The 26,996-nt window shown below is 70.5% G+C and carries 30 protein-coding genes; 18 read left to right on the top strand and 12 right to left on the bottom strand.

Annotated elements, in window-relative coordinates:
- Positions 1–23: 23 nt before the first annotated feature.
- The 5 genes from FO059_RS14770 to FO059_RS14750 all read left to right on the top strand — a co-directional run bounded on the left by FO059_RS14770 (position 24) and on the right by FO059_RS14750 (position 1,914).
- Positions 24–401 carry a hypothetical protein gene (locus FO059_RS14770; protein ID WP_143909751.1) on the top strand — a complete coding sequence of 126 codons (378 nt, stop codon included), beginning with the start codon at positions 24–26 and terminating at the stop codon, positions 399–401.
- A complete protein-coding gene (locus tag FO059_RS14765; RefSeq protein ID WP_143909750.1) occupies positions 383–700 on the top strand; it encodes a hypothetical protein in 318 nt (105 codons plus the stop codon). The genes FO059_RS14770 and FO059_RS14765 overlap by 19 nt, the downstream gene beginning before the upstream one ends.
- Positions 701–793: 93 nt before the next feature.
- Positions 794–1,102, top strand: coding sequence for a WXG100 family type VII secretion target (locus FO059_RS14760; protein ID WP_143909749.1), 309 nt, complete (start codon positions 794–796; stop codon positions 1,100–1,102).
- A 67-nt stretch (positions 1,103–1,169) separates the two neighbouring features.
- On the top strand, positions 1,170–1,460 hold the full coding sequence (locus FO059_RS14755; RefSeq protein WP_143909748.1) for a WXG100 family type VII secretion target: 291 nt from the start codon (positions 1,170–1,172) through the stop codon (positions 1,458–1,460).
- 133 nt (positions 1,461–1,593) lie between these two features.
- A complete protein-coding gene (locus FO059_RS14750; protein WP_143909747.1) occupies positions 1,594–1,914 on the top strand; it encodes a hypothetical protein in 321 nt (106 codons plus the stop codon).
- A gap of 577 nt (positions 1,915–2,491) precedes the next feature.
- Here the strand turns inward: FO059_RS14750 and FO059_RS14740 are convergent.
- From FO059_RS14740 to moeA, 5 genes are all read right to left on the bottom strand, one after another.
- A complete protein-coding gene (locus FO059_RS14740; RefSeq protein WP_143909745.1) occupies positions 2,492–3,490 on the bottom strand; it encodes a hypothetical protein in 999 nt (332 codons plus the stop codon).
- A 249-nt stretch (positions 3,491–3,739) separates the two neighbouring features.
- Entirely contained in the window at positions 3,740–4,150 is a 411-nt protein-coding gene (locus FO059_RS14735; RefSeq protein WP_143909744.1) for a DUF6157 family protein, read from the bottom strand.
- A gap of 146 nt (positions 4,151–4,296) precedes the next feature.
- A complete protein-coding gene (locus FO059_RS14730) occupies positions 4,297–5,334 on the bottom strand; it encodes a CDP-alcohol phosphatidyltransferase family protein (RefSeq protein ID WP_143909743.1) in 1,038 nt (345 codons plus the stop codon).
- Entirely contained in the window at positions 5,331–6,116 is a 786-nt protein-coding gene (locus FO059_RS14725) for a phosphatidylserine decarboxylase (RefSeq protein WP_268892811.1), read from the bottom strand. The genes FO059_RS14730 and FO059_RS14725 overlap by 4 nt, the downstream gene beginning before the upstream one ends.
- 136 nt (positions 6,117–6,252) lie before the next feature.
- The gene (moeA, locus tag FO059_RS14720; protein ID WP_143909741.1) at positions 6,253–7,521 is read right to left on the bottom strand and encodes a molybdopterin molybdotransferase MoeA; all 1,269 of its coding nucleotides are present in this window, start codon (positions 7,519–7,521) and stop codon (positions 6,253–6,255) included.
- 121 nt (positions 7,522–7,642) lie between these two features.
- Here moeA and FO059_RS14715 point away from each other — a divergent pair, with 121 nt between their 5' ends.
- From FO059_RS14715 to FO059_RS14705, 3 genes are all read left to right on the top strand, one after another.
- Positions 7,643–7,879 (top strand): DUF2249 domain-containing protein, encoded by a 237-nt coding sequence (locus FO059_RS14715; protein ID WP_143909740.1) that lies wholly within the window; start codon positions 7,643–7,645, stop codon positions 7,877–7,879.
- A 281-nt stretch (positions 7,880–8,160) separates the two neighbouring features.
- Positions 8,161–8,931 carry a hypothetical protein gene (locus FO059_RS14710; RefSeq protein WP_143909739.1) on the top strand — a complete coding sequence of 257 codons (771 nt, stop codon included), beginning with the start codon at positions 8,161–8,163 and terminating at the stop codon, positions 8,929–8,931.
- Between the two features lie 124 nt (positions 8,932–9,055).
- Positions 9,056–10,105 (top strand): zinc-binding dehydrogenase, encoded by a 1,050-nt coding sequence (locus FO059_RS14705; RefSeq protein ID WP_143909738.1) that lies wholly within the window; start codon positions 9,056–9,058, stop codon positions 10,103–10,105.
- A 73-nt stretch (positions 10,106–10,178) separates the two neighbouring features.
- Here the strand turns inward: FO059_RS14705 and FO059_RS14700 are convergent, their stop codons facing one another.
- Positions 10,179–10,631 (bottom strand): SRPBCC family protein, encoded by a 453-nt coding sequence (locus tag FO059_RS14700; RefSeq protein ID WP_143909737.1) that lies wholly within the window; start codon positions 10,629–10,631, stop codon positions 10,179–10,181.
- A gap of 208 nt (positions 10,632–10,839) precedes the next feature.
- Here FO059_RS14700 and FO059_RS18565 point away from each other — a divergent pair, with 208 nt between their 5' ends.
- A complete protein-coding gene (locus FO059_RS18565) occupies positions 10,840–11,595 on the top strand; it encodes an EthD domain-containing protein (RefSeq protein ID WP_199256960.1) in 756 nt (251 codons plus the stop codon).
- Positions 11,596–11,667: 72 nt separating this feature from the next.
- Here FO059_RS18565 and FO059_RS14690 read toward each other — a convergent pair whose 3' ends face one another.
- Together FO059_RS14690 and FO059_RS14685 are read right to left on the bottom strand one after the other, a co-directional pair.
- Complete coding sequence (locus FO059_RS14690; protein WP_199256959.1) at positions 11,668–12,513, bottom strand: nucleotidyl transferase AbiEii/AbiGii toxin family protein; 846 nt, start codon at positions 12,511–12,513, stop codon at positions 11,668–11,670.
- The gene (locus tag FO059_RS14685) at positions 12,510–13,052 is read right to left on the bottom strand and encodes a type IV toxin-antitoxin system AbiEi family antitoxin domain-containing protein (protein ID WP_143909736.1); all 543 of its coding nucleotides are present in this window, start codon (positions 13,050–13,052) and stop codon (positions 12,510–12,512) included. The genes FO059_RS14690 and FO059_RS14685 overlap by 4 nt, the downstream gene beginning before the upstream one ends.
- 560 nt (positions 13,053–13,612) lie before the next feature.
- Here FO059_RS14685 and FO059_RS14680 point away from each other — a divergent pair.
- Together FO059_RS14680 and FO059_RS14675 are read left to right on the top strand one after the other, a co-directional pair.
- A complete protein-coding gene (locus tag FO059_RS14680) occupies positions 13,613–14,260 on the top strand; it encodes a hypothetical protein (protein WP_143909735.1) in 648 nt (215 codons plus the stop codon).
- 227 nt (positions 14,261–14,487) lie between these two features.
- Positions 14,488–15,300: an HAD-IIA family hydrolase gene (locus tag FO059_RS14675; RefSeq protein ID WP_143909734.1), complete on the top strand. Its 813-nt coding sequence runs from the start codon at positions 14,488–14,490 to the stop codon at positions 15,298–15,300.
- 15 nt (positions 15,301–15,315) lie between these two features.
- On the opposite strand, the gene FO059_RS14670 is transcribed toward FO059_RS14675, so the two are convergent.
- From FO059_RS14670 to FO059_RS14660, 3 genes are read right to left on the bottom strand one after another with little or no spacing between them, the layout of a single operon-like run.
- Positions 15,316–16,071 (bottom strand): MerR family transcriptional regulator, encoded by a 756-nt coding sequence (locus FO059_RS14670; protein ID WP_143909733.1) that lies wholly within the window; start codon positions 16,069–16,071, stop codon positions 15,316–15,318.
- A gap of 4 nt (positions 16,072–16,075) precedes the next feature.
- Positions 16,076–16,867 (bottom strand): ABC transporter permease, encoded by a 792-nt coding sequence (locus tag FO059_RS14665; RefSeq protein WP_143909732.1) that lies wholly within the window; start codon positions 16,865–16,867, stop codon positions 16,076–16,078.
- Positions 16,864–17,868, bottom strand: a complete 1,005-nt coding sequence (locus tag FO059_RS14660; RefSeq protein WP_143909731.1) for an ATP-binding cassette domain-containing protein — start codon at positions 17,866–17,868, stop codon at positions 16,864–16,866. The genes FO059_RS14665 and FO059_RS14660 overlap by 4 nt, the downstream gene beginning before the upstream one ends.
- 301 nt (positions 17,869–18,169) lie before the next feature.
- Between FO059_RS14660 and groL the strand changes: the two genes are divergently transcribed.
- Entirely contained in the window at positions 18,170–19,792 is a 1,623-nt protein-coding gene (groL, locus tag FO059_RS14655; protein WP_143909730.1) for a chaperonin GroEL, read from the top strand.
- 84 nt (positions 19,793–19,876) lie between these two features.
- Here the strand turns inward: groL and FO059_RS14650 are convergent, their stop codons facing one another.
- Positions 19,877–20,251, bottom strand: coding sequence for a hypothetical protein (locus FO059_RS14650; RefSeq protein ID WP_143909729.1), 375 nt, complete (start codon positions 20,249–20,251; stop codon positions 19,877–19,879).
- A 692-nt stretch (positions 20,252–20,943) separates the two neighbouring features.
- On the opposite strand from FO059_RS14650, the gene FO059_RS14645 reads away from it, so the two are divergent.
- The 6 genes from FO059_RS14645 (at position 20,944) to FO059_RS14630 (ending at position 26,876) form a co-directional block, all read left to right on the top strand.
- Entirely contained in the window at positions 20,944–22,374 is a 1,431-nt protein-coding gene (locus FO059_RS14645) for a wax ester/triacylglycerol synthase domain-containing protein (protein WP_143909728.1), read from the top strand.
- 120 nt (positions 22,375–22,494) lie between these two features.
- Positions 22,495–22,620, top strand: a complete 126-nt coding sequence (locus FO059_RS18930; protein ID WP_268892810.1) for a hypothetical protein — start codon at positions 22,495–22,497, stop codon at positions 22,618–22,620.
- 75 nt (positions 22,621–22,695) lie between these two features.
- A complete protein-coding gene (locus FO059_RS18925; protein ID WP_268892809.1) occupies positions 22,696–22,818 on the top strand; it encodes a hypothetical protein in 123 nt (40 codons plus the stop codon).
- 255 nt (positions 22,819–23,073) lie between these two features.
- Complete coding sequence (locus FO059_RS14640) at positions 23,074–23,949, top strand: alpha/beta hydrolase (RefSeq protein WP_233266637.1); 876 nt, start codon at positions 23,074–23,076, stop codon at positions 23,947–23,949.
- Between the two features lie 51 nt (positions 23,950–24,000).
- On the top strand, positions 24,001–25,437 hold the full coding sequence (locus tag FO059_RS14635; protein ID WP_143909726.1) for a cryptochrome/photolyase family protein: 1,437 nt from the start codon (positions 24,001–24,003) through the stop codon (positions 25,435–25,437).
- Between the two features lie 59 nt (positions 25,438–25,496).
- Positions 25,497–26,876, top strand: coding sequence for a TIGR01777 family oxidoreductase (locus FO059_RS14630; RefSeq protein WP_143909725.1), 1,380 nt, complete (start codon positions 25,497–25,499; stop codon positions 26,874–26,876).
- Positions 26,877–26,996 lie beyond the last annotated feature (120 nt).

Raw genomic sequence — 26,996 nt, 5'->3', positions numbered from 1 at the left:
AGTGGACAAGTCGAGGGGGAGCAATGGTGATCGGTGAAACCGTGCGCACCGGGGAGACCTGTGTGGAGCACGACGAGGCCGGCGAGGGGGCGGCGGGTGCCGCGGAGCGTTCGGGCGCGGTGCGCGTGCACGCAGCGCCGTCGGGGTTGCCCGCGCACGTGCACGTCGACCCGCAGCTGCCGGCGCGATGCGATCGCGAGCAGCTCGCCGCCCGGATCCTGCGGGTGTGCACCGCGGCGGCCGCGGCGTCGCAGGCGCGGCAGCGTGCGGAACTCTCCGCAGGCGGAATCGACGACGGCCTCCTGGGCCGCATCGGATTGCCCGACGCGGCCGGGGCGGCGGCGATCGGGCAGCCGGCGTGGGGAGAGGAGGAACCGGAATCGTGGCTGACCAGGGCATGACTGTGGAGAGCGGCGACGGGATGGCCGCTGCGGTGGAAAGCGCGTGGACCCAGGTGGAACGCCTGCGCGGCTGCGCCGAACAGATGCGGGCCGCAGTCGGAACGGGAAGCAGCGCCGACGGCAGCGTCGAGGCCGAGGTCGACGGGCTCGGCATGCCCGCCGCGCTGCGGCTGCACGAAGAGGTGCGCGCGTTGCGGGGGCCGGAGCTGGGTGCGCGCGTCGTCGAGGCGTTCGCCGCGGCTTCGCACGACCTGGCACGGCGGCATCGCGCGGTGCAGGTCGAGCTGGGCCTGGCGTAGGGGCGGTGATCGTCCGGCCACGCATGGCCGGAAAACGGATTTCAGCGGGGCCGCAACCGGTTCCGCATCGAAGAATAGGGGAGGAGTTCTGCAATGGCATTGACCACCGATATCGAGGTGATGCGCACATCGGCGCAGGGGGCGATGGACGCCTCGGATCAGATGAAGGCGACGCTCGGCCGGCTCAACGCGACGGTCGAAGGGGTGGCCGCGTCGTGGCAGGGCGATGCGCACACCGCGTTCGCGGGCGTCATGCAGCGGTACCACGCGAGCATGAACAAGATGCAGCTGTCGCTGGTCGAGATCAGCGAGAACATCAAGGGCAACAGCGTCGGATACGCGGGGGCCAGCCAGGACAGCGCGCAGTCGCTGAACCAGGTCGGCGGCGCGCTCGACCTCTGACAAGGGCTCACACGCGGGCCGGGCGGGCGCACCCGACCGGCCCCACACACTTCGGGAAGGAACCACCATGACGGGACGCATCCACTACGACTTCGGCGGCATCGAGCAGTCGGCCTCGGAGATCGACGGCCACATCGCGGCGTTCAACGGGCACAAGGCCGACCTCGACACCAACGTCCGCACACTCCTGGGCTCGTGGGAGGGGGAGGCGCAGGCGAGCTACCACGCGGCGCAGTCGAAGTTCGATCAGGCCTACGTCGAGCTCACCCAGGTGCTGCAGGTGATCAGCCGCAAGGTCAAGGAGGGCAACGACCTTATGCACGAGACTAACGCGCGGGCCGCCGCAAGCTGGGCGTAGCCGAGCGGGACCGGAGGCCGTCGTCGCCGGGCGGGCGTGTGGTGCGCGCCCGCCCGGTCGGCCTCGCCGGGTCACTCCGGCCCGCGCCTTCGTCGGTAAACATGGAATTGCATACGAAAGATGACGTAAGTAGATGATCGGTGTGACTGCCATGTCCGACTCGGCGCGTGAGGCATACCTGCGTGGGGATATCGGTTTCGATGAGGCGATCCGCAAGGTGGTCGGCATCGACGACGATCGTGCCCGCCCGCTGCTGGCGGGGGTGCTCGGCGACCTGGCCGGCGCGCTGGGGCCGCAGCGTCGCCGTGCCGCGAGGATTCCCCTCACAGTCGTCAGATCGCAGGCCGGGCGTCGGCAGTACTCCGCCGACAACCATCACCGCGGGCGGCAAGCAGGCGCGCGACGAGTCGTTCCATGCCCGGGCACCGATCGCCTGCGGCCGGCCTCGTCCTGACTCCATTGCCCGCCATATGGTCCGATAGGGGATGGACAATCCGTTTCGGGGACGATCCACGCGGTGGTGGGCCGGCGCAGTCGCGGTGGTGATGGTCGTGGGAGCGCTGGGCCTCTGGTTCGGCGTCCCTCCGCTGTATCACTCGCTGAGCGCACGGCAGGCACGGAAAAGCGCGATCTCCGTCGCGACCTATTTGGGCCTGCACTTGGCCGAGTCCGATTTGGTCGTATATTACGAGCACCATCCCTCGTTTCCGGATTCCAGCGCGTATCTGGTCGTGGAGTCGGAGTCCGGAGTCAGCGCCCGTGACATGCGCAGAAGGTCGGGGCTCGCATCGTGTCATCCGGCAGGGTCTGCGGACTTCGCCAACGCACCGCCGGAGTACCGGCCTGTGAAATCGCCGACCTTGATGTCGTGCAAGTCGGTGAGGACGTCTCACGGCTTCCTCAGCGCGGAATGGGATCCGGCAGTGGACGGCGGCGCACGGACCTACCTCTGGGCGACCGAGATGTGACACACCGTGTCCGCACGCGCGTCGTCGCGAGGAGGGAACGCCGTCTGCCGCACAAAGGGCGATCTAGCGGACGCGTTCGGCGTCCACGCCGGGGATGGAGCTCAGCGCCTCGATCAGGGAAACAGGTCCGGTGATGTCGAGGACATTGTCGTAGGTCTCGTATTCGGCGAGCCACGCCCTGTCGTCCGGCCAGGTGAGATCGGGCCACTGACGACAGAACGAGGTCGGGGTGGGGCTCCAGCCCATGTTCGGTGCCGCGCCGGCCGGTCCGGCGAAAAGGACGTACTTGCAGTGGCCTACCCCGATCGTCGCGCGGGGCCCGTCGAGGAACATCGTCGGCAGTGCGGACGGCGGCGACGGCGGTGCGGGTGCGCCCGCGGTGGCGTAGAACGCGAATGTGCCGGCGTGGTCGCTCCGTGTGACCGGCGTCCCCTCCTGCACGGCGTACCAGCACGCGGCGGGCGTGGTGGTGGCGCGCGACAGTGCGGCAGTGACTGCGGCGAGCACGGCGTCGGGCAGACCGGCGAAACCGTCGAAGTCGTCGGGATCGTCCGGGTTGGACAGGCGCACGGTTGCGGGGTTGCCGGCGGCGCGACCGGCTGCGAATGCGCTGCGGGTGAGCCAATCCGCGGCGGCCGTATCGGTCACCGGGGTCAGTCCGCCGGCGTGCCATTGCGACCATGCCCGTGCGTCGCCGGCGGTCAGGGCCCCGAACCCCGCAGTGTCGTCCGGGTCCGCCACCGGCGCGTTCCGGTCGTGCGGGTAGCCGTCGCCCCACCAGAGGACCCCGCCGTCGCGGATCGGCCGCGCCGACTTCCCGTTCCCGGACCGTGTCATGCCGACGGCGGCGGCAATGTCCTCCGCGATCGCACCGACCGCGGGGACGCGGCGGTTCTCCGGTTGGCGGTGCACTCCGAGCGCGTCGGCGCGAAACCCGTACAGCCGTGTGTCGTCGGCGCGCCGGTAGACGATCCGGAGGTAGCCCGGTTGATCGTCCAGGCGGGACGAGACGACGGTGGCGCGCGTATCGGCGTCGATCATGGCGACGGCGCGTTCGAGCACGTCGTACGCCCATGATTGCGCACGTCGGCGCCGGCCGCGCCATCGCCGCCGCCGCACTGCTTCGACGCCGGGCCACTGAGAGCTCTTGCCGTTCGGACTGCTGTACGGCCCCGGCGCCGGGGCTTGGGGTATGTGAGAGGAGCGCGTCACCTGATATTCGTCCTGCCGGATGTGCTTTTGCCGCGTCGGGCGCGGAAGGGGCCGTTGAGCCCGCCGAGAGTCGACGAGGCCCCGTCCATCATGCCCCGATCAGCCGCGCTTCGATCGCATGGCCTTGAACTGCTTCACCGTGGGATCGGCGGCCAGGCCCCGGTACTCGTCGGATCCGAGGGAGACGAGCGCGATACGGCCGTCGGCGTCGTGGTGCGTGCCCCAGCCGTACCGCTTGCCGAGCGGCGAGGCGCGCAGGCAGGCCTGGCTCCTGGAGAAGAACTCCGCGCGCGCGGCCGCTCGCGCGTCGGTGGGGATGTCGTGGCGGACCGCGTACACCTCGAACAGCAGGTCATCGCTGGTGAGCTCGTACGGATGCCCGGCGAGGAGCTCGTGCTGCAGCGCCGCGACCGACGGGGTCCTGCCCCCGGTGGGCGGCGGTTCGGCGGCCGCCACCGGGCAGTCCTCCGCGACCTGGATGAACGCGTTGCTGTAGTTCGTGCTTCCCATGCGCTCATCCTCGCCGCGCCGCGCGCCCGCGATAGAAGAAATGCGACAGTCCGTGTGAGAGCCGACGCGGTTCCGGCCCCCCGCACGCGGGTTGCTCGACGCGGTTCCGGCCCCCCGCACGCGGGTTGCTCGACGGGGGCCCGGCCCTACTGCCGTCGGCGGCCCGCCACGCGCACGCGCCGCATCCGCCGTCCCGGACGCAGCCGGCGGCCGGGGACACCGTGCGGGGCGGCGGGGCGTTCCATCATCGAGGATGCCGCGGCGGGCAACGCGGTGGGCGGACCGGCGGCGGGCGTGACCTCCACGGAACGCGCTTCAGGCGTGCGCGGGCCTGCGTCTGCATCGATCGTGTCCGCGTCGGACCGGCCGCGCCGGATGGCGCGCCGCTCGGCGGGCTTGCAGTCCCACGCGTCGGGGTGCGCCGCCACCCACCTCTGGCTGCGCACGGCGAAGGGAATGTGCACGAGATACACCGCCACGAGCACCAGCAGCACCACGTACGGGTAGGTGACGAGCCCGGCGACGGTCACGGCCACGCCGCCGAGCAGCAGCACCGCAGCGCGCCGGGGCACGGACGCGGCCTTCATCGCCAGCGTGGGTATGCGCGAGACGATGAGCACCGCGGTGAACAGGAGCCACACCATCACCAGGATCTGATTGGTCCACCAGCCGTCGCCCCACTGTTCCTCCGCGGCGATCGGCGCCATCGCGATCAGTGCGCCGGCCGGCGAGGGCACGCCGACGAAGAACTCCTTGGTGTAGGAGGGGGCGGTGTCGTCGTCGACGAGGGTGTTGAACCGGGCCAGGCGCAGCACGATCGCCACGACGAACAGCAGCGTCGCGATCCAGCCGAGCCGGTGCCCCTCGAGCAGGGACACGTAGATGACCAGTGCGGGCGCCACCCCGAAGGAGATCGCGTCGGACAGCGAGTCCAGCTCGGCCCCGATCTTGGTCGTGGCGTCGAGCATGCGGGCGACGCGGCCGTCGAGCGAGTCGAGGATCGCGGCCAGCGCGATGAGCGCCAGCGCCACCCCGGGCCGGTCGAGCAGCGCGAAGTGGAGGGCGGACAGTCCGGAGCAGAGCGCGGCGATAGTGATGGTGCTGGGCAGCAGGCGGATGGTGTTGATGCGGACGCCCTGGCGGTCGTCGGTGTCGTCCGCGGGGTCGGCGACCGGGCCGCTCATCGTCCGGCCCGCCCCGCGTCGGCTGTGGCCGCGCTGTCCGCCTCGGCCGGCAGTTCCGCCAGGACGGTCTCGCCGCCCACGGTGCGCTGGCCTCGCTCGACGAGGATCCGCGCCCCGGCGGGCAGGTAGGTGTCCACGCGCGAGCCGAAGCGGATCAGCCCGTAGGTCTCGCCGATCCCGAGGGTGGAGCCCTCGCCGGTGCGGCACACGATGCGGCGTGCCAGCAGGCCCGCGATCTGCACCGAGATCACCCGGTGCCCGTCGGGCGTGCGCAGGACGACGGCGTTGCGCTCGTTCACCTCGGCCGCGTCGGGCAGGTCGGCGGAGAGGAACCGGCCCTTCCGGTACTCGACGCGCTCGACCACGCCGGTGACGGGCGAGCGCTGGGTGTGGACGTCGAGTACCGACAGGAAGATGCTGACGCGTTGCAGCGGGGCGTCGCCCAGTCCCAGCTCGGCGGGCGGCGGTGCGTGGTCGACCAGGACCGCCTCGCCGTCGGCGGGCGCCACGACGACGCCGGGACGCGTCGGCGGGACCCGCGGAGGATTGCGGAAGAAGGCGCCCGTGACCGCGGCCGCCGCGAGGGCGGGCCCGCGCACGTACCGTCGCCGTCGCCCGGCCAGCGCCAGCGCCAGGGGCGCGGCCACGAACGGTGCCCCCGCCCGGTCCATGGGGGGAACGGTGGTGCGGATCAGGTTCACCGCGTGGGAGAGGGAGAAGGCGGGCTGCCCGTCGGGGGCGCCGGGGCCTGCTGCGTCGGTGGACTTCGGTCGGCGCGCCACTGTCTTCAGTCTTCTCCTTGATCGCGGTCCCCGCCCGATGCGGGGATGCGGGGCATCACACCATTGTGCCAACTGGCGGCGGCATCGACTCAGTCGCGCAGGTGGGAGCATCGGCAACGGTGCAGCACCGACCGGATCAGGCTGTCAGATCCCAGACGGTGACTTCGGCGCCGGCGTCCAGCGCGGTGGTGTCCGCGGCGATCTCGAGCAGGCAATCAGAGGCGGCCATCCACCGCAGGTGGTGCGACCCGGGAGGGCCCACGGTGGTGACGGTGCCGGCGTCGCTGTCGAACACGCCGCGCCGGAACTGCGTCTTGCCCGCGGGCGCGGTCAGGGACTCCGACAGGATTGCGCGCCGGCGGGGCCGTTCGGTGTCGCGGAACCCCATGGCCGCGCGCAGGGCGGGGCGCACGAACACCTCGAACGAGACGAGCGAGCTGACGGGATTGCCGGGCAACGTGATCACGGGGGTGCCGTCGACGATGCCCGCGCCCTGCGGCTTGCCGGGCTGCATGGCCACGCGCACGAACTCGACGCCCCGCTCCGTGAGCGCGTCCTTGACCACCTCGTAGGCGCCCATGCTCACCCCGCCGGAGGTGATGACCAGGTCGGCGTCGGCGGATCGCAGCACGGACAGGAACGCGTCGGCGTCGTCGGCGACGAAGTGCGACTGCTGGGCCTCCGCCCCCGCCTCGCGCGCCGCGGCGGCCAGCATGATCCCGTTGGACTCGTGGATCTGCCCGGGCAGCAGGTCTCGCCCCGGTTCCACCAGCTCGCTGCCGGTGGAGAGCACGAGGACCTTGCACGGGGGCACGACGGTGGCCTGCGGTACGCCCAGCGCGGACAGCAGCCCCAGTTGCGCCGCGCCCAGCGTGGTGCCCGCCTCCATGACGACGGTGCCGGGGGTGACGTCGCTGCCGGCGCGGCGGATGTGGCGCCCGGCGGCGGGCGCGCGGCGAACGGCGACGCGGTGGGGAGCCGCATTGGCGGCACGAGCAGTGGTGGGCGGGGCATCTGCGCGCGGGGCATAGGTGGGGTCGGGTTCGTCGAGGGGTTCCGTGTCCTCCACCGGCACGATCGCGTCCGCGCCCACCGGGACGGGCGAGCCCGTCATGATGCGGTGCGCGGTGCCCGGCTCGAGTGGCGGCGTGTCGGTGCGTCCGGCGGGGATGTCGGCGGTCACCGGCAGCGCGACGGGCGCGTCCTCGGCGGCCGAGGTCACGTCCTGCGCGCGGACCGCGTACCCGTCCATGGCCGAGTTGTCGAAGGCGGGCAGGGCGCGCCCGGCGACGAGGTCTGCGGCCAGCGGACGCCCGGCCGCCTGGGCGAGGGGCAGGGCGGCCGAGGCGGTGGAACGGGGGAGGAGGGCCGCGACCACGGCGCGGTGCTCGGCAACGGTGCGCATGGGGCCATTGTGCAGCACGGGCTTGTCATCGCCGCCAGACAGGCATAATTTAATGAGGAAACATCCGGTATTAATGCGTCGTCCGCGCAAACGGCGGGCGCGCGGAGTGGGAGGACAGGGCATGGCCGCAGTAGAGGACGCCGTCCTGGATGTGCGCACGGAGCCGCCGGCGCGCCGCCACCAGCTGATCTTCGAAAGCTACGGGGCGTGCGGAGCGGGCGAGGGCTTCGTCCTGGTCAACGACCACGACCCGAAGCCGCTGTATTACCAGTTCGCCGCGGAGCACGAGGGCGACTTCACGTGGGAGTACCTCGAGGAGGGGCCGGAGACGTGGCGGGTGCGTATCGGACGTCCGTGACGCGTATGGCCTGCGGAAATCGGCGAGGCTTGTGTAGTCCGTTCGGGTGACAGCCGCACGCGTGACAGACGATCACAGGATATTTTCAGCACTCCTGGATTGTCGGGTGGTGGCGTGCATACCGTGAACCCGCGTCTCCAGTCCGCGCGCGGCGGTCGTCGGTGCTGCTTCCCCGGCCCGTTCACGGTGTGCCCGGCACGGCGACACCGAGGCGCGCCCGCGATGAGACGTCGGGCCACGGATTCGGTGCACTCCGCACCATGAGGCAAGGAGCCGTCAACATGAGGATTCGATCAGCAGCAGCCCTGGCCTCGGCCGGGATCATCGCCCTTGCGGTGCCGGCGGTTGCGGCCGCCGCGCCGCTGACCGGCTCGCTCGGCAGCCTCGGCTCGTCCGCGGAGCAGGCGCCCGGGTACGAACTGCCGACCTCCGGCAAGCACAACGGCGACGTGTCCACCGGCTGCACCGTCGACTGGCATGCGGCCACGAACTTCGCGCTCGTCGAGGGCGCCACGGCCGACCTCAACGTGTTCGTGTCGCCAGAGTTCGAGTCGGCGGGCTACCTGAGGACAGACAAGTGGGGCGACGCCGACCATATGACCTGGCGCACCGTCGCCGCGACAGATCGGGCGATCAACGACTTCCAGCTCACCATCACACTGCCGGCCGAGTACGAATACAGCATGTCCGACGTGACGATCAAGCCCGCGGACGACCCGTGGTTCGCTGAGTCGATGCAGACGACCGACAGGTGGGTGACCGGCCTCGGACCGGAAGACTTCGACGTCTCGGGCCCGGTTGAGAACGCGGACGGCACCTTCACCTTCACCGTCACTGCGGTGGACGGCTCGCTGCCCGCCGACAGCCACTTCGTCATCCAGTACGGGGCCGACGGCGCTTCGACGGCCGACGTCATCACGGCGAGCCAGCATCTGACCGGCACGGCGATTCCCAACGAGGGCGAGGGGCCGTTCTGCGGCGACGGGATCTTCTCCGGTTCCCTGGGCTCGCTGTTCGGCGGCGGTTCGTTGTCCTCGCTGTCCGCCGGCTGATCGGGCGAACAGCAGCACGTCACGGCGTCCCGCACTCTGTGTGAGTGCGGGACGCCGTCGCGTCGCTACCGTGGGACGCGGCCTTCGCGCGAACGCAAGGCGCCGACCCACGGGAGGACGATCGATGAGCACCCCGGACACGATGACCGCAGCGCGGATCACCCGGCACGGCGGACCGGAGGTGGTGGAGACCGTCCGCGCAGCAGTCCCGGCACCCGGTGCATCGGAGGCGCTCGTGCAGGTGCGCTCCGTCGCCGTGAACAACACGGATCTGTGGACCAGGCAGGGCGCCTACGGACTGCCCGGCGATCCGGACGCGCCCGCCGGATGGCGCGGGCCGATCGACTTTCCGCGGGTGCAGGGCGCCGACGTGTGCGGGATCGTCGTCGAGGTGGGGGCGGATGGCGACAGGGCGCTGATCGGGCGGCGCGTGGTGATCGACCCGGCGATCTACGACTCGGCCGCCGCGGACGCGCACCCGGTGGGCCTGATGGGCAGCGAACGCGACGGCGGATACGCCCAGTACGCGACCGCGCCGATCGACCGCATCCACGACGTGTCCGGCTCGCCGCTCTCCGATGACCAGCTGGCCGCGCTCCCCACCGCCTATGGCACCGCGCTGGGCATGATCGAGCGCGGCGGCGTGGCGGCCGGCGACACGGTGCTCGTCACCGGGGCGTCGGGCGGAGTGGGCTTGGCGCTGGTGCAGCTGGCCCGCGCCCGGGGCGTGCGGGTGCTCGCCGTCAGCAGCGGCCCGAAGGCGGACGCGGTGCGGGAAGCGGGCGCCGACGCGGTGATCGACCGCGCGGACGACGTCATCGCGCAGGTGCGGGACCTGGCCCCCGAGGGCATCGACGTGGCGCTGGACGTCGTCGCCGGAGACCTCGTCGGCCGCGGCGTGCCGCTCGTCCGCGAGGGCGGCCGCTGGGTCATCGCCGGGGCGCTGGGCGGGCACGATGTGGCATTCGACGTGCGCAGGCTGTACCTGCACAACATCCGGATCGTCGGCTCCAGCATGCACACCCCGGAGCACTTCCGAATGCTGATGGACATCGCGCGCGCCGGCGCGGTGACGCCCGTGATCGCCGCACGCTATCCGCTGGACCAGGCGGCCGGGGCGCAGGAGGAGCTGGCCCGCAGGAAGCATGTGGGCAAGATCGTGCTGCACCCCTGACCCGGCCTGCTCCGTCGATGCGGCACCGCCCGCCCGTCGTCCGGCGCGGGCGGTGCCGCATCACGGCGGGGTGTCAGGCGGCCTCGGCCTCGCGCTTGATGCGGGCGAGCGTCGCGTCCATGCCCTTGGCGAGGTTCTGCTCGAACGGCTCGGTGCCGCCCATGAAGTACTTGACCAGGAACTGCGAGACCTTCGACGTGCCCTCGGGCACCTCGCGCCGCTCGGTGACGGTGGTGGTCTGCCCGTCGCTGATCAGCTCGTAAGACCAGATGGTGCGGTTCTCGTTGACCCGGAACGCGATCTGCTTGTTCGACTCGAAGCGCACCACCTTGGAGGTCGTCGGCCAGACGCGCCACCCCGACTTGTTCAGGTTGAACGTCTTGGTGCCCACGCCCACGGGGCCGGACACGCGCATCTTGCGCGTCATCGGGCTCCACTCGCCCATGCGCTTGAGGTCGGAGACGATGGTCCACACCTTCTCCACGGGGGCGTCGATCTCGATGCTGGCCTTGAGGTCGTCACTCACGGGCGCTCCATTCTTTGAGGGTCGGCGGGGCGGACGGCCGCCCGCTGCGGGCACTTTGTCTGCAACCCGCGTTTACAGTCACTTGGAGCGTAGTGGTCGGAGGCGCTCCCGGCCAGTGGCACCGCTCACATCGATTGTGCGCACACGACGGTAGACCATCAGTGGCGGCCTCGACCGGAGGCAGGCGGGCGACGACCTGGAGGGTTCGATGGAGAAGGTCATCTACGCGGTGTGGCGCGACGGCGAAGCGGACGACGTCGCGTCGCGGGACGCGTTCTCGGCGGCGCTGCGGGGGCCGGTGGCGGAGGAGATCGCCGCGGCCGGCGCCCGGGGCGTGCAGGTGTGCGCCGACGACGCGGCCGTCGCCGACGCACCGCTGCGGCTGACCACGTTCGACCGCCCGGTGTCCGCGTTCGTCGCGGTGTGGCTGGACCGGTGCGAGGGGCCCGAACGCCTCCGCATCGAGAAGATCCTGGGAGGTGCCGCGAGCCGGGTCGAGGGGTGGCTCGTCACGGAGTCGGTGCCGATGGCGATGCCGGCGCCGCAGGGGTCGGGCCCGGACGCGCGCGTCCGCGGATTCACCGGCGTCGCGCTGCTGCGGCGGCCCGACGGCATGGACCCGGAGCACTGGCGCTCGCGCTGGCAGGACCATCACACGCAGGTGGCCATCGACGTGCAGGGCACCTTCGGATACGTGCAGAACCTGGTGATCCGCGCGGTCACGCCCGGGGCGCCCGCGCTCGCGGCGATCGTCGAGGAGCAGTTCCCGGACGCCGCCAAATCCGACATCTTCGCCTTCTACGGCGTCGACCGGGCGCGCGACGATGCCAAGGCGGAGCTCAAGCGGCGCACCGACGCGATGAGCGCGTCCACGGCCACGTTCGGTGCGGCGGAGAAGATCGACGTGGTGCCCGCGAGCCGGTACGTGCCGGTGCCGCCGGCGTTCGGATCGGCTCTCGGATAGTCCACGCGCGCGCTGTTGCGTCGGGGCGACCGGCACGCCGTGGGGGCGCGAAGCCGTCCCGACCCGAGCGGATCATGTCCGCGGCGTTCCTTCCATCGATGCCGTGATGCGCTCGACGAAGTTGTTGACCCAGGCCACGGCTTCGTCGACGGCGGGCAGAACATCGAGCCCATCAGCGGCTTCGGTGTAGAGCGTGCTCCACTGGGTGCCGGTTGTGATGTTCGGCGGCCACACCTGCTGCTGACGGTAGCCGAATAGCCTGACACACGTCATGGCCACCTGTGTGAGATCGAAGTCCTCACCCTTATCGAGGAGTTGAAGGTCGACGAGATCGCGGGCTCGCTCGCTCCCCTCTCCCGATACCGCGTGAAGCTTCTGTGCGATCTGATGATCCGAACGCATGACAGCTATCGGATTCGGCGCCTCCAGACCGACCTCGGTGAAGAGCTCGGCGAGCTCGGCGGCAAGATGATACTCGGGCTCGTCGGCGTCACCGATTTCGTTGTGTCCCAGCTCGAACTTCACGGTGCGCCAGGCTCGTCCTTGGTAATCGAGCTTCACGTCGAACGGCTGCATCACGTAGGCCGTAGGTACCGCCTGCGGACGCGGTGCCGCCTTCTCGATCAGTCTTCCGGTGAAACCGGCCCAGCCGGCTGCCAACGATGCCTCGAACTCGCTTCGGAAGTGGGCGAGCGACCGGACTCGCGCCGCGTCGAGGTCTTGCGTGAACCGTGTGTTGCGCCCGTAGCGCAGTGCCATCGCACTGCCACCCTTGACTGCTCCTTCAGGGAGCATCTGGCCGACAACGACCAGCGCCATCCCGACGCAACGCCGTTGCGTCAGTCCTTCGTCGCCTTCGACGTTGCGGATGCGCTGGTTCAGCGAGCGTACATTCGCCGGAGTGCCGGTGTAGTTCACGACCGAAGCCCTTTCTTCACTCGCCGCCACTCGGTCGTGGTCAGCAGTCCTTTGCTTCGCGCTTGCGCGACTGCGTCCAGTAGACGCCTGGTCTCGATGCGGCCGCGGCACTCGAGGATGGCGTCGGCAACCGGCTGTGCCGCCAAGCCCTCGTAGAACGTCGTGCGTTCCTCCGTACTCACGTGAGTCAGCTCCATGAATGGCGGAAGCGCGGGGCGCGTACGGCGCCGGACGGCCACCTTGATCCGCAGCGGATTCACGTCGGCGAGGTCGAACAACGCGAGCACTGACTCGCCGTGCAGGTACGCCTCTCCGCCCGCCCGCAGGAGTGCCTCGGCGAACTGATCGTAGGGGGTCGGCGGAATGTCCGGCACACGATAGAGCCCGTAGGCGATGTTCTCCAGGCCGCCGCGTGCGGCAAGCTTGGGCAACTCGCGAGCAGGTACTCCGGCCTCGCCCGCTGCCTTCGTGGTGACGTATCCGTAGTGGTCGAGCGCAATCTCGCGCACGATCGTCCGGTTCTTCACCTGAGCGTTCATGTCACAACACTACCGAAAACGGTAGCGTTGTGACAAGCGACTTCGTTCTCTCGAGCGGCGTGGAAGAGCGATCAGAGAGTCCACGTCCCGCAGGTTCGCTCCGGACTCGCGCAGCTCGCGGATGTCATTGCGGAGGGTGTCCGCCTCAGTCTCCTGCGCTCCGCCTTCGGTGCCGCCGCACCCCGTCGATCCGGTGCAATGCCTCCATGATGGGCGCGGGCCAGGTGAAATCCGGTGCGATACCGGCGGCACGGGCCATCCCAGTGCAGGCCGGGGCGTGCGCGGGAGCCTGCGCCGTGTGCGGTGGCGGCCGGCCGCCTGCACGTCGGCCCCAACGGGTCGGGGAACTGCCTCATTCGACGCTCGTACTCAATGGATGTAGGACGTTCGGATGACATCGGATCTGAGGTTCTTCAGGACGGTTCACTTGTTGTCGGACCCCGTCTGTACGGTTCCACCATGACTCGGATTCCGGCGTGTCTTGGCGCGAGGAAAAGCTGCGAAACCGGGCAGTTCAACTGTTTTGTCGGTATCGCGCGAGAGAAAAGGTTGTGAACTTCATGCGTTCTGCACGTATTTCGATGTTGGCGGGTATCGGCGCGGTGGCCCTGGCCGGCGCGTTCGTCGCACCCGGGATCGCCACGGCGGCGCCGAGCGGCTCCCTCGGCAGCCTGGGCTCGGCCGCCGAGGCGACCGAGACCGGCGAGGTCAGCTACTCGCCGGACGAAAGGGTGACCGTCACGGCCACCGGGTACGACAACTGCACCGTCGACTTCACGCTGGAAGCCGAGAACAGCGACGCGATCAACTGGGTGGCGGACTTCCGCGTGGACGGAGAGGACGCCACTCTCCCCAGCGATGAGGGTGAGTTCTTCGGCGTGTACCGCCCGGTCGTCACCAACCAGGAGGACGCTGCTACGGCGCTGAACGAAAAGTACGGCGAGAAGTACGGCTGGAACGTCGCGGTGGGCGAGAACACCGTGAACCTCGACGAGCTGGGCATCGCGCCCACCGAGGACGGCACGCATAAGGTCACGTTCAAGATGTACCGCGGCAGCCCGGCCGGCGGCTGGGACGCGGTGGAAGCAGAGGGCTTTTCCGAGCCGGTCACCGTCAGCGGCTGCACGACCACGGCGGGCGAGGGCGCCGGCCTGGGCAGCCTGGACCTGTTCGGCAGCCTCGGCAGCCTGTTCGGCACCGAGAAGTAGCACCGCACGCAGCAGCGCCGGTCCCAGGGGCATCCGTCCCCGGGGCCGGCGTTGTCGTGCGCGGTGCCGCAGCAGAGAGGCGGGACCGGGACGCGTCCCGCCCGCCGATCCAGCTGTGTGGGTACGTTCCGGGCGGGAAATGTGCCCAGACTGCTGGATCGGCGCACCTGTGCAGGGGCGGGCGGCAACGGCAGATGGAGCGCCGGCCGCCGCACTACGCTGAACCCATGGGCGACCGGGCGGAAACGGACAGCACGAAACCGGCGGACATCGACGGTGTGCTGCTGGACATCGACGGCGTGATCGCCACGTCCTGGCGGCCACTGCCCGGGGCGGCCGACGCTCTGGCGGAGCTGGAACGGCGGGGCATCCCGCGCGCGTTCCTCACCAGCACCACCTCGCGTACGCGCGCGCAGATCGTGGAGCGCCTCGCAGCCGGGGGCATCGCGGTGGACGCCGACGAGGTGCTCACCGCCGCGGTCCTCACCTCCGAGTACCTGCAGTCGACGCACCCGGGTGCGCGCGCGTGGCTGATCAACAGCGGCGCCGACCTCACCGAGGACATGCCGGGGGTGACGTTCGACGCCGACGATCCCGAGGTCGTGGTGCTCGGCGGCGCGGGCGCGGCCTTCGATCACCTCACGCTCAGCCGCGTCGTCGAGCTCATGCTGGGGGGCACGCCGGTGGTCGCGATGCACCGGGGCATGGTGTGGGCGACCGAGGACGGGCTGCGCGTGGACACGGGGCTGTACCTGCCGGGCCTGGAGGAGGCGGGAGGGGAGGGGATCACGGTGGTGGGCAAGCCGTCGATCACGGCGTTCCTGTCGGCGGCCGAGGTGGTCGGCGTGGAGCCCACGCGGCTGTTGATGGTGGGCGACGACCTGCGCTCGGACGTGATCGCCGCGCAGCGAGCCGGTCTCACCGGCACCCTGGTGCGCACCGGCAAGTACCGCAAGGCGGTGGTCGACGTGTCACCCGACAAGCCCGACCACATCATCGACTCCATCGCGGACCTGCCGGCGCTGCTGGGCGGCTCCTGAACCTGCGGCGGCCGGTCAGCGGCCGGTGCGTTGCATGTTGCTCAGGCCGGTCCAGCCCCGTTGCGCCAGGAGTTCCTGCATCCGGTCCGCGATGGGGCCGTAGCGGTCGGCGAACGAGTCGAGCAACTCCACGAGTGCCTGTTCGGTGAGCTCGTCGGGCTGTTCGGCGGGGTCGTAGGCTTCGGACAGGGCGACGAGCAGGTCTGCCGCCTCGGCCAGCCGCGGGTCCTCGGCCGTGATCCCGTCGAGGTCGAGTAGCCGGTACAGCCGCAACATCCGCGGGTCGTCGAAACTGCGGCGCTTGTCCGCGATCCACGCGTCCAGCCGGTCCGGCCATTTCGCCGCGAGGATGATCCACGAGTCCCGTTCCACCTCGACCATCGACTCGGGGACGCCCTGGGCGCGCAGCATGGCGAGGTAGGAGACCGCCGAGTCGGGCAACGCGAGGCTGTCTCCTGCGGCCAGCCGTGCGATGGTCGTCCTGTTGTTCTCGAGTCGGCGGATCTGCGCGCACAGACGGTCGTCGATCCGGGCGACGGCCGCGGAGAAGTCCGCGGGGGTGGCGTGGAGGAGATCCGGCACTTTCGCCAGCGGCACGCCCGCGCCGGCGAGCGTGCGGATCCGGATCAGGTCGACGACGGCGCGTGCGTCATAGCGCCGGTAGCCCGAATGGTCGCGTGGCGGCTCCGGCAGCAGTCCGAGACGGTGATAGTGCCGCACCGCGCGTACCGTCACGCCGGCGTGCGCAGCCAGTTGGCCGATCGTCAGCATGGGATCAGTGTGCCCGCACGCGCGAATACAGGCGGCGCGCCCAGAGGAAGCATGCGGCGGCGATCAGGGCGCACCATCCGAACGCCCACCAGGCGTCCGCGCCGGCGGCGGCGCCGGACAGCCACGCGCGCAGCGTGTTGATGATCGGCGTGAATGGTTGGTATTCGGCGAACCAGCGCACGGCGGCGGGCATCGACTCGGTGGGTACGAATCCGCTGGACAGGAACGGCAGGAACAGCAGCGGCATGGGCGTGTTGCTCGCCGTCTCGGCGTTCGGCGCGGCGAGGCCGAGGGCGACGGTGAGCCACGTGAGCGCGAGCGTCATCGCGAGCAGCAGCCCGGCGGTGCCCAGCCATCCGAGGGCGGTCCCCGCCGGGCGGTAGCCGAGCACCAGCGCCACCGCGAGGACGACGGCCTGTGCGACGGCAGTCAGCACTACGGCGGCGAGCACCCGGCCGGTCAGCACCGCCGACCGCGCTATCGCCATGGTGCGGAAGCGGTCGATGATCCCTTTCTCCATGTCCAGCGCGATCGTGTACGCGGTGTTGAGCGCGATGGAGGTGACCGTGAGCACGAGTATCGCGGGCATGATGAAGTCGAGGTAGTCCCCGCGTCCGCCGCCGCCCGGCAGGCCCGCACCCATGGTCGCACCGAAGACGTAGACGAACAGGGCGAGGAAGATCAGCGGCTGGGCTATGAGCATCAAGGTCAGCGACTTGTACCGCACGATCTGCAGCAGGTTGCGGCGCAGCATCGTCCGGCTGTCGCGGAATCCCAGGGTTATCGGCGAGGTCATCGTGCGGTCTCCTCCGTGTGGTCGCCGGTCGTGTTCTTCTGCTCGGCTGGAGTCGCGGTGTCGTCCCGGGCCGGGCCCGTCAGTGCGAGGAACACGTCGTCCAGATCGGGGGTGCGGACCTCGACTGCGGACGCTCCGCGGGCGTCGAGCCGTGCGATCACCCACTGGAGGGCGGCGAGGGCGCCGCTGTGCGGGATCGTCAGGGTTCCGGATTCGGCGTCGCACGTGGCGTCGGGGAACTCGCGCGCAGCTGCGGCGAGCGCGCGCCCGTCGGCGAACGTGGCGACGACGCGGCCGCCCGGCACGAGCGTCTTCAACTGTGCGGGTGTGCCCTCGGCGATCAGCTGGCCGCGGTCGAGCACGCCGATGCGGTCGGCGAGTTCGTCGGCCTCGTCGAGGTACTGGGTGGTGAGCAGGATCGTCACCCCGTCGCGCACCAGGGCGCGCACCTCATCCCACAGCGCGCGCCGGCTTCGCGGGTCGAGCCCCGTCGACGGCTCGTCGAGGAAGACGACGCCGGGCGCGCCGACGAGCGTCATCGCGAGGTCCAGGCGTCTCTGCATGCCGCCGGAGTAGGTGCGCGAGCTGCGGTCCGCGGCGTCGGCCAGGTCGAAGCGCCGCAGCAGCCCGTCGGCGACGGAACGCCCTCGGGCGCGTGGGAGGTGATTCAGGTCGGCCATCAGCTGGAGGTTCTCGCGACCGGTGAGCAGTTCGTCGACGGCGGAGAACTGTCCCGTGACGCCGATGCTGCGGCGGATCGCGCCGGGCTCACGGGACACGTCGTGCCCGAGGACGCGGGAGGATCCCGCGTCGGCGGTGATGAGGGTGGTGAGGATGCGTACGAGCGTGGTCTTGCCCGCGCCGTTGGGGCCGAGCAGGGCGTAGACGGTTCCGGCAGGGACGGTGAATCCGATGCCGTCGAGAACCATGGTGCCGTCGAAAGATTTGCGCAGCCCGTCGACCTCGATCGCCGCTTGTGCGACGCGTACTGATGCTGTCATGGACACAGGGTGCGACGTTGCCCCTGCGTCAGGGTCAAGCATCGCCCTCGGCGGGCTCGTCGGCCGGGCCCACGATGCCTTGCACTCTCTGGTGGTGAGTGCTAAAAATGGGTTTGGCACTCACTGTGCGTGAGTGCCAGGTCGGGACGGTGAGACCGTGGCCGTCCGCACGTCACTGCGCGTGCGGCACAGGCGGCGGTCGTCCGTCGCGGGCACCGAGCCTGGCCAGCAGCGTACTAGGGGTGCGGCATCATCCGCCCGCCCCGTGTGTCAGCCTTCCTACCTGGAGGATCACTTCGCAATGGCCAAGATGATCGCGTACGACGAAGAGGCCCGCCGCGGCCTCGAGCGGGGCCTGAACTCCCTCGCCGACACCGTCAAGGTCACGTTGGGGCCCAAGGGCCGCAACGTCGTCCTGGAGAAGAAGTGGGGCGCCCCCACGATCACCAACGATGGCGTGTCCATCGCCAAGGAGATCGAGCTGGAGGACCCCTACGAGAAGATCGGCGCCGAGCTGGTCAAGGAGGTCGCCAAGAAGACGGACGACGTCGCGGGCGACGGCACCACCACCGCCACCGTGCTCGCCCAGGCGCTCGTGCGTGAGGGCCTGCGCAACGTCGCGGCCGGCGCCAACCCGCTGGGCCTCAAGCGCGGCATCGAGCAGGCCACCTCGGCCGTGTCCGAGTCGCTGCTCAAGGCCGCCACCGAGGTCGAGACCAAGGAACAGATCGCCGCCACCGCCGGCATCTCCGCGGGCGACATGTCCATCGGCGAGCTCATCGCCGAGGCCATGGACAAGGTGGGCAAGGAAGGCGTCATCACGGTCGAGGAGGCGCAGACGTTCGGTCTGTCGCTGGAGCTCACCGAGGGCATGCGCTTCGACAAGGGCTACATCTCCGGCTACTTCGTCACCGACGCGGAGCGCCAGGAGGCCGTCCTGGAGGATCCCTACATCCTGCTGGTCAGCTCCAAGATCTCCACGGTCAAGGACCTGCTGCCGCTGCTGGAGAAGGTCATCCAGTCCGGCAAGCCGCTGGCCATCATCTCCGAGGACGTCGAGGGCGAGGCCCTGTCCACGCTGGTGGTCAACAAGCTCAAGGGCACCTTCAAGTCGGTCGCCATCAAGGCCCCCGGCTTCGGCGACCGCCGCAAGGCGATGCTGCAGGACATGGCCATCCTCACCGGCGGCCAGGTCATCAGCGAAGAGGTCGGCCTCTCCCTGGAGAGCGCGGGCCTGGAGCTGCTGGGTCAGGCGCGCAAGATCGTGGTCACCAAGGACGAGACCACCATCGTCGAGGGCGCGGGCGACTCCGAGTCGATCGCGGGCCGCGTGAGCCAGATCCGCGCCGAGATCGAGAACAGCGACTCCGACTACGACCGCGAGAAGCTGCAGGAGCGCCTGGCCAAGCTGGCCGGCGGCGTTGCGGTGATCAAGGCCGGCGCCGCCACCGAGGTGGAGCTCAAGGAGCGCAAGCACCGCATCGAGGACGCGGTGCGCAACGCCAAGGCGGCCGTCGAGGAGGGCATCGTCGCCGGCGGCGGCGTGGCCCTGCTGCAGGCGGTCCCCGCGCTCGACAGCCTCGCGCTCGAGGGCGACGAGGCGACGGGCGTCAACATCGTCCGCGTCGCGCTGGAGTCCCCGCTCAAGCAGATCGCCGACAACGCCGGGCTGGAGCCGGGCGTCGTCGCCGCGAAGGTGCGCGAGCTCCCGGCCGGCCAGGGCCTCAACGCCGCCACCGGCGTGTACGAGGACCTGATGGCCGCCGGCATCAACGACCCGGTGAAGGTCACCCGCTCGGCGCTGCAGAACGCGGCGTCCATCGCGGCCCTGTTCCTCACCACCGAGGCCGTCGTCGCCGACAAGCCGGAGAAGGCCGCCCCCATGGCGGACCCGACCGGCGGCATGGGCGGCATGGACTTCTGAGTCCGCCGCGCACGCGCTGACAGAAAGGGCGGGCCCCAGACCGGAATGGTCTGGGGCCCGCCCTTTTCGCGTGGACCGCGTGGACTACACCTCGCCGCCGGTGTCGTCGCCGCCGCCGATGGCGCCCATGACGCAGTCGATGATGGTGGTCACCGAACCCATGCCGGTGTCGCCGTCCCCTTCGCCCTCAGCCGCAGGGGTCTCCGTATCGCCGGAGCCGCTGCTGAAGCAGCCGAGGAGGTCGGTGACGCTGCCGAACATCGAATCGCCGCCCTCGTCGGCGGCCGCCGGGGACTCGGAGCTGCCGGCGTCGGGCAGGAGTTCCTGCAGGGACGCGGCGGAGCCGGTGTCGGGGGCAGCCTCGGCCGAGGCGACGCCCGGGACGATGAAGGCCGCTGCGGTGGCGAGGGCGAAGCCGCCGCCGACGACGCGCTTGAGGGCAGAAGTGTGGGTACGCACGTGAGTTGCCTCCGTTGTCGCTGAGATGTCCAGTTGCGTGCGCCGGTGCTCCACGTCACCGGCGCACGGTGGACCTTTCCGGGTCACAGGGCCGTTGTCAACGGAACGGCGGCGTTTCCGGGATGGACGGCCTGTGTGCGGTGTCGGTCGCGGCCCGGCCGGAGTCTGTGTGGCGAGGCGACTACTGCATGGCCGACGGCCGGACCGGGTCCGCGGAAGCGTGCCCCGGCCATCGCCGGCAGGCAGGGCCCGCTCGTGCTGACACGCGCCACATCGGATTCCGGGGAGGCGCTTACACGGTCGTGAATCCACGACGCGGCAGCCGACGATCCGGGTGCGGGACGTGTGCAGCGCGGCCGCCGGCATCATGTCGGCTTCTGTGAAACGCGTTGAGCGCCAAGTGAACTCTGGCACCTTCGCGATCCTGTGCGGTAATCGGGCGGCAGCGGCGAGGCGGGATCGCAATATAACGTGAATCTGTTTCAGAAGAATGGAAGGCGCACGGCCTTTCGCTGTTGCCGCGTTCTGGTTCCGCGCGAGCGCCGGAGAAACGCGGAGTGGCCCGGTCGTCCGTGCGGGAACGTCCTCGGTTCTGATCGGCTTCCCGATATTTCCCGCATCGTCTCAACGGCGTGCGAACCGTTGTAGCGTGTCCCTGGCCGAACGGGTCGGCGCGGACATTGAGGAGAACGATGAACACCGGTCGTGATGTCGGAGGCACCGGGAACCGGTTGCAGCCGCGGGATGCCGAGTTCCATTTCCACGAGCGGCCGGGGCATCGGAGCCACCTGGTCGCCGCGCACATGTTCGATGCCACCGGCGTGCCGGAGGCGCAGTTGACGCTGGAGCAGGCGTACGAGTGGATGTCCCGGCGGCTGTCCTTCGCCCCGTTCTTCACCCGGCGGATCAGGCGCGAGTTCTGGGACCTCGATTACCCCTACTGGGTGCCTGCGGATGTCGACCTGGCGGATCACGTGTTCGTGCACGAGGTCGACGGTCCCGGGTGGGCGCCTGTCGCCGGCTACTTGGAGCAGGTCGTGGCGGAGCCCGTCGACCTGACCAGGCCGCCGTGGGAGTTGCACGTCGTCACCGGAGTCTCCGGAGTGCACGACGTCCCGGGCGAGCTGGTCATCGTGCTCCTCAAGATCCACCACAGCGCGGGGGACGGTCTCGCCGTGCGCGAGCTCACCGCCCGGATGTACGCGGAGGTGGGGAAGCCGGAAGCCTCTCCGCCTCGTGATTCGGCGCCGATCGCTCCGATCATGGCGGCGCGGGCTGCGTTCTCGCTTTCGTGGCGGGTGGGCAGTGCGGTCCGGGCGATACGCGCTACACGTGAGGCGCTTGCCCAGGTGGAGGAGGCGGAGGCGGCCGGGGAGATCGATCGCGTCGTTCTGGATCCGCCCACCAGATTGAACGGTCCGGCGGTCGGCGGAGTCGCCATCGACTTCATGACCTTCGGCTTGGACGACGTGGCCGCGATCCGGGCCGCATCGCCCGGGGCCACCGTGAACGACGTGCTCCTGGCGACGGTGGCAGGCGGGCTGCGCGAGTATCTCGGGGCGGACGGTGCGCCTACGCGGGCGCCGCTGTCTGCGATGGTTCCCCGCTCGGTTCGCGGGGTGGAGCAGTGGAGCTCATCCAACCAGATTGTGCTACTGGCGATCTCACTTCATTTTGATGTCGACGATCCGATGAAGAGGCTGGCGTTGATCGCCGAATCGTCCAGGCGCGCGAAGGAACGGAGCGACTTCCGGGCCGCGCGCATCGTGGCGACCAGGAAGGAGACGACACCGTCCCTGTTGATGAAGCTGACGGCCGGCGTCAACCGCGCGGCCTCCGCCTTCGCCGACAAGCCGCGGTCCTCGCACACGATGGTCAGCAACATCGCGTTGGACTCGGAAGGACTACATTTCTGCGGGGCGCCGCACGCGGCGGTGCTGCCGAATCAGCCGCCGATCAACGGAGACCTGTTGCGCCACTTCCTCTGTCGTGGACGATCGTCCCAACTCACTGTCAACGTGTGCGCCGATACGGCAGCAGTGCCCGACCTCGACCGTTACTTGACACTTCTGCGGCAGTCGTTCAGCGGGTTGAAGGATGTTGCATTACGTGGAAGCCAATGAGTTGAACCAAGGTCTTGTACTCCCCGGTAGTCAGTGCTAGTGTGATCCGCGGCATGTAAATCACTCGACCGCGTCGCACTCATAGCAACGCGGCGGGTTCCACACTTTAAGGGGACACTGATGGGCTCAATGGGACAGCTCCTCACGCCGATTCTTCCGGCGATTGTCAAGTTCATGGGGCTTGCCGACGGCAGCCTGACCGCCATCACCGGCTCCATCCAGGGTGATCCTGCCGGGGGCAAGTAAGTCGCAGCGTCGCAATAAGCGACAGTCAATCACTTCACGCTCCTCGGAGGGGCGTGACTCAAACTGGAGGAAAGCATGACCGGTTCAGTAGAAAAGCTCATCAACCTCATCGAGCCGGGCCTCGGCTCGGTCGGCCAGGTCCTCGGCGGACTGGCGGACTCGCTCACCGCGCTCAGCGGTGGCACGCCCGCCAAGTAGGCAGTGCCCGGTTTGCTCCCCGGTCGTCGTTGACGGCGGCCGGGGAGCAAGCCTGTTTATGGCGGCAGGTCGACTCCGGGACGCGGTCGAATGAATGCGCGGTTCGCCGCAGTGGAGGGTAATTGCATGGGCATCCGGTCACGGGTGGGCTCGGCCGTTGCGGCGGCGGCACTGGCGGCATCCTCTCTGGCGCTGGGTACGGCGGTTGCGCCGGCCGCAGCTCAGGCGCCATCGGCACCTGCGGCAACAGGTGCGGTGACGGCCTCCGAGCAGGTCACCGACCGCCTCGTCCGCCTCGAGGTCCACAGCCCCTCGATGGGCCGCGACGTCCCGGTGATGGTGATGCTCCCGGCGCACGACGACGGCCCGCACGGCGTGTACTACCTGCTCGACGGCAACTCCGGCCAGACCGAGAGCAACAACTGGCTGGACCCCGACCGCGGTGACGCGGCGCGGTTCTTCGCCGACAAGGACGTCTACACGGTCTACCCCGTCGGCGGCACCGGCACCCTCTACACCGACTGGCAGCAGGAGCACCCCAAGTTCGGCACGGTCAAGTGGGAAACGTTCCTGACGCAGGAGCTCCCGCCCGTCATCGACGCCCGGTTCGACACCAATGGCAAGAACGCCATCGGCGGCATCTCCAGCGGCGCCGAGGGCGCGCTCATGCTCGCAGAACGCAATCCCGGCCTCTACCAGGCCGTCGCCGGCTACAGCGGCTGCTACAACACCCTGGAGCCGCTCGGCAAGGAGATCACCGACCTGGTCGTCATCAACGGCAACGCGAATTCCGAGCTGATGTGGGGCCCCTACGGCAGCCCCGACTGGCACGCCCACGACCTGTTCGCCAACGCCGCCGGCCTGCGCGGCACCACCGTCTACCTGTCCTCGGGCAACGGCCTGCCCGGCCCGCACGAGAAGCCCGGCGTCCCGCAGCTCGAACGGCGCGTCGTCATCGGCGGCCTGCTCGAGGCGGGCTCCAACCTGTGCACCAACCAGCTCGTGCCCGTCCTGCAGAACGCCGGCGTCCACGTGGTCCGCAGCGCACAGCCGGTGGGCGAACACGACTGGCCCTACTGGCGCGACGAACTCGCCCGCTCCTGGCCCGTGATCGAGGCGCGGCTGCAGTAACCGGCCGGTCGGACGCGGCGGCCGGAGCGCCCGCCAAGGCACACTGGCCCCATGCCCGCCCCCGCGATCGTCTGGTTCCGCCGCGACCTGCGGCTGGCCGACCTGCCGACGCTGCTCGCAGCCCGGGACCGCAGCACACAGGCGCTCGCCGTCTTCGTCCTCGACGATGCCCTCCTGCGCCCGTCAGGAACACCGCGAACCACCTTTCTCACCGGTTGCCTGCGCGCCCTCGACACGGACCTGGGCGGCCGGCTGCTCGTCGTCCGCGGCGACCCCGCCGAGGCGATCCCGCGGATCGCCCACGCCATCGACGCGGACTCCGTCCACATCAGCGCCGACCACGGTCCATACGGCATGCGGCGCGACGACGCCGTCGAATCGGCGCTGGCGGCGTCGAGCGTCCCGATCATCCGCACCGGATCGCCCTACGCCGTCTCACCGGGGCGCATCAGCACCAAAGCCGGCACTCCCTACAAGGTCTTCACCTCGTACCGCCGCGGCTGGCTCGAACACGGCTGGCACTCGCCGGCGGCCACCACCGCGGACACGCTCGCCTGGCTCGACCCGGATGCACTCTCCCCGAGCAACACTCATCGTCGGCTGGCAGACCTTCCCCCGCGCGTCGGGCTCGCCGAACTGCCGCACCCCGGCGACCACACCGACGGACCGACACTGCCGCCCGCCGGCGAGGCCGCGGCGCTCCGCCGGTGGCGGACGTTCCGGGACGAGCGGCTGACCGGCTACGACACCCACCGGGACCGCCCCGACAAGGACGCCACCACGGGGCTGTCGCCGTACCTCAAGTTCGGCTGCATCCACCCGCGCACCGTGCTGCACGACCTGCGCGACAGCCCGGGCTCGGCCGCGTCCGTCCTGCGCAGCGAGCTCGCCTGGCGCGACTTCTACGCCGACGTCCTGTTCCACCGGCCGGACACGGCACGCCGCAACTACAACGTTCGGTTCGACGCGATGCGGTACGACGCGGGGCTGGACGCGGAGGCCGCATTCGACGCCTGGCGCGGCGGCCGCACCGGCTATCCCATCGTCGACGCGGGCATGCGGCAGCTGCTCGGCCAGGGGTGGATGCACAACCGGGTGCGGATGATCACCGCGTCGTTCCTCACCAAGGACCTGCACCTGCCCTGGTGGCGCGGCGCGCGGCACTTCATGACGCACCTGGTGGACGGCGACCTCGCCTCCAACCAGCACGGCTGGCAGTGGACGGCAGGGTGCGGCACCGACGCGGCCCCGTACTTCCGCGTGTTCAACCCGATCACGCAGGGCGAGCGGTTCGACCCGGACGGCGACTACGTGCGCCGCTGGGTTCCGGAACTGCGGCACATCGGCGGCAAGGCGGTGCACCGCCCGTGGGCCCGCGGCGCGGACGAATCGCTGTTCTCCGCCGATAACCCTGCGTATCCGCCGCCGATCGTCGACCATGCGGAGGAGCGGGTGGTTGCCCTCGCGCGGTTCGGGGAACTCCGATGACCACCGCCGCCCGGCGCCTGCACCACGGGCGGCGCAGCGACGAGGAGGAGTGACGGCAGATGGGAATCGTGCATTCGAGCATCATCGACGCACCCCGCGAGGAGGTCTTCGCCTGGCATGGCCGGCCGGGCGCCCTGCGCCGGCTGATCCCGCCGTGGCAGCCGATGCGCGCCGTCGAAGAGGCGTCCTCGCCGGCCGACGGCCGGGCCGTACTGGGACTGCCCGGCGGCCTCCGCTGGTACGCGCAACACCAGCCGGACGAGTACGACCCGCCGCGCCGCTTCGTGGATCAGCGCGTGCACGGCGGGTGGCAGACGCTGCCCACCGCGGCAGCGGGCCCGTGGCGCCACGAGCACGAGTTCAGCGACGCGGGCAACGGCCGCACGCGGCTCACGGACACGGTGCACACGCCGGTGCCGGAGACGCTGCTGCGCCCCACCTTCGCCTACCGGCACCGCCAGCTGGCCGACGATCTCGCGGCGCACGGCCGGGCGCGCGCCGCCGGCATGGCGGCTTCCGTCATCGCCGTCACCGGCGCGTCGGGCATGGTCGGCTCGGCGCTGTGCGCCTTCCTCACCACCGGCGGGCACCGGGTGATCCGCCTGGTGCGCCGCGACCCGGCCGCCCCGGACGAGCGGCAGTGGGACCCGGCCGATCCCGCGCCGGGCGCACTGGAGGGCGTCGACGCCGTGGTGCACCTGGCCGGCGCGCCGATCGCGGGGCGGTTCACCGACGCCCACAAAGCCGCGGTCCGCGACAGCCGCGTCGGCCCCACCCGCCGGCTCGCCGAGGCCGCCGCCCGCGCGGATGACGGCCCGTCGGTGTTCGTCAGCGCCTCGGCGATCGGCTACTACGGGCACGACCGCCCCGGCGAGGTGCTCGGCGAGGGCGCGGAGGCGGGTTCGGACTTCCTCGCCGGCGTCGTGCGCGACTGGGAGGACGCCTCGGGTCCGGCAGCCGACGCGGGCCTGCGGACGGTGCAGGTGCGCACCGGGATCGTGCAGAGTCCGCTCGGCGGCACGCTGCGCCTGCAGCGCCCGCTGTTCGCCGCCGGCCTCGGCGGGCCGCTCGGCGACGGCACACAGTATCTGTCGTGGATCGACCTCGACGACCTGGTCGACGTCTACCACCGCGCGCTCCACGACGCGCAGCTGAGCGGGCCGGTCAACGCGGTCGCCCCGCACGCGGTCACCGCGGCCGAACACGCGCAGACCCTCGCGCGGGTGCTGCACCGCCCGGCGCTCGTCCCCGTCCCGGACCTGGGCCCGCGCCTCATGCTGGGCGCGCAAGGCGCCCGTGAGCTGGCGCTGGCGGACCAGCACGTCGCCCCGGAGGTCCTGAGCGTGCGGGAGCATCGTTTCCGCCGCCCTCATCTGGAGCAGTGCCTGCGCCATCAGCTCGGCCGCGACCGCGGCGCCCGGCTGCATGCGGTCACCTGAGCGGCGCGATCGCCGCGTACCCATCCGCCTGCCCGCCGGCTCCGAATCCCTTCACGCAGCACGGCGACCGGCGGCAGAGCCTGGGCGGCGCCGTCACCCCTTCCGGCGCCGCCCACCCGC

The sequence above is a fragment of the Tomitella fengzijianii genome, assembly GCF_007559025.1.
GTDB lineage: Bacteria > Actinomycetota > Actinomycetes > Mycobacteriales > Mycobacteriaceae > Tomitella > Tomitella fengzijianii.
This window is presented reverse-complemented; position numbering and strand designations above follow the sequence as displayed.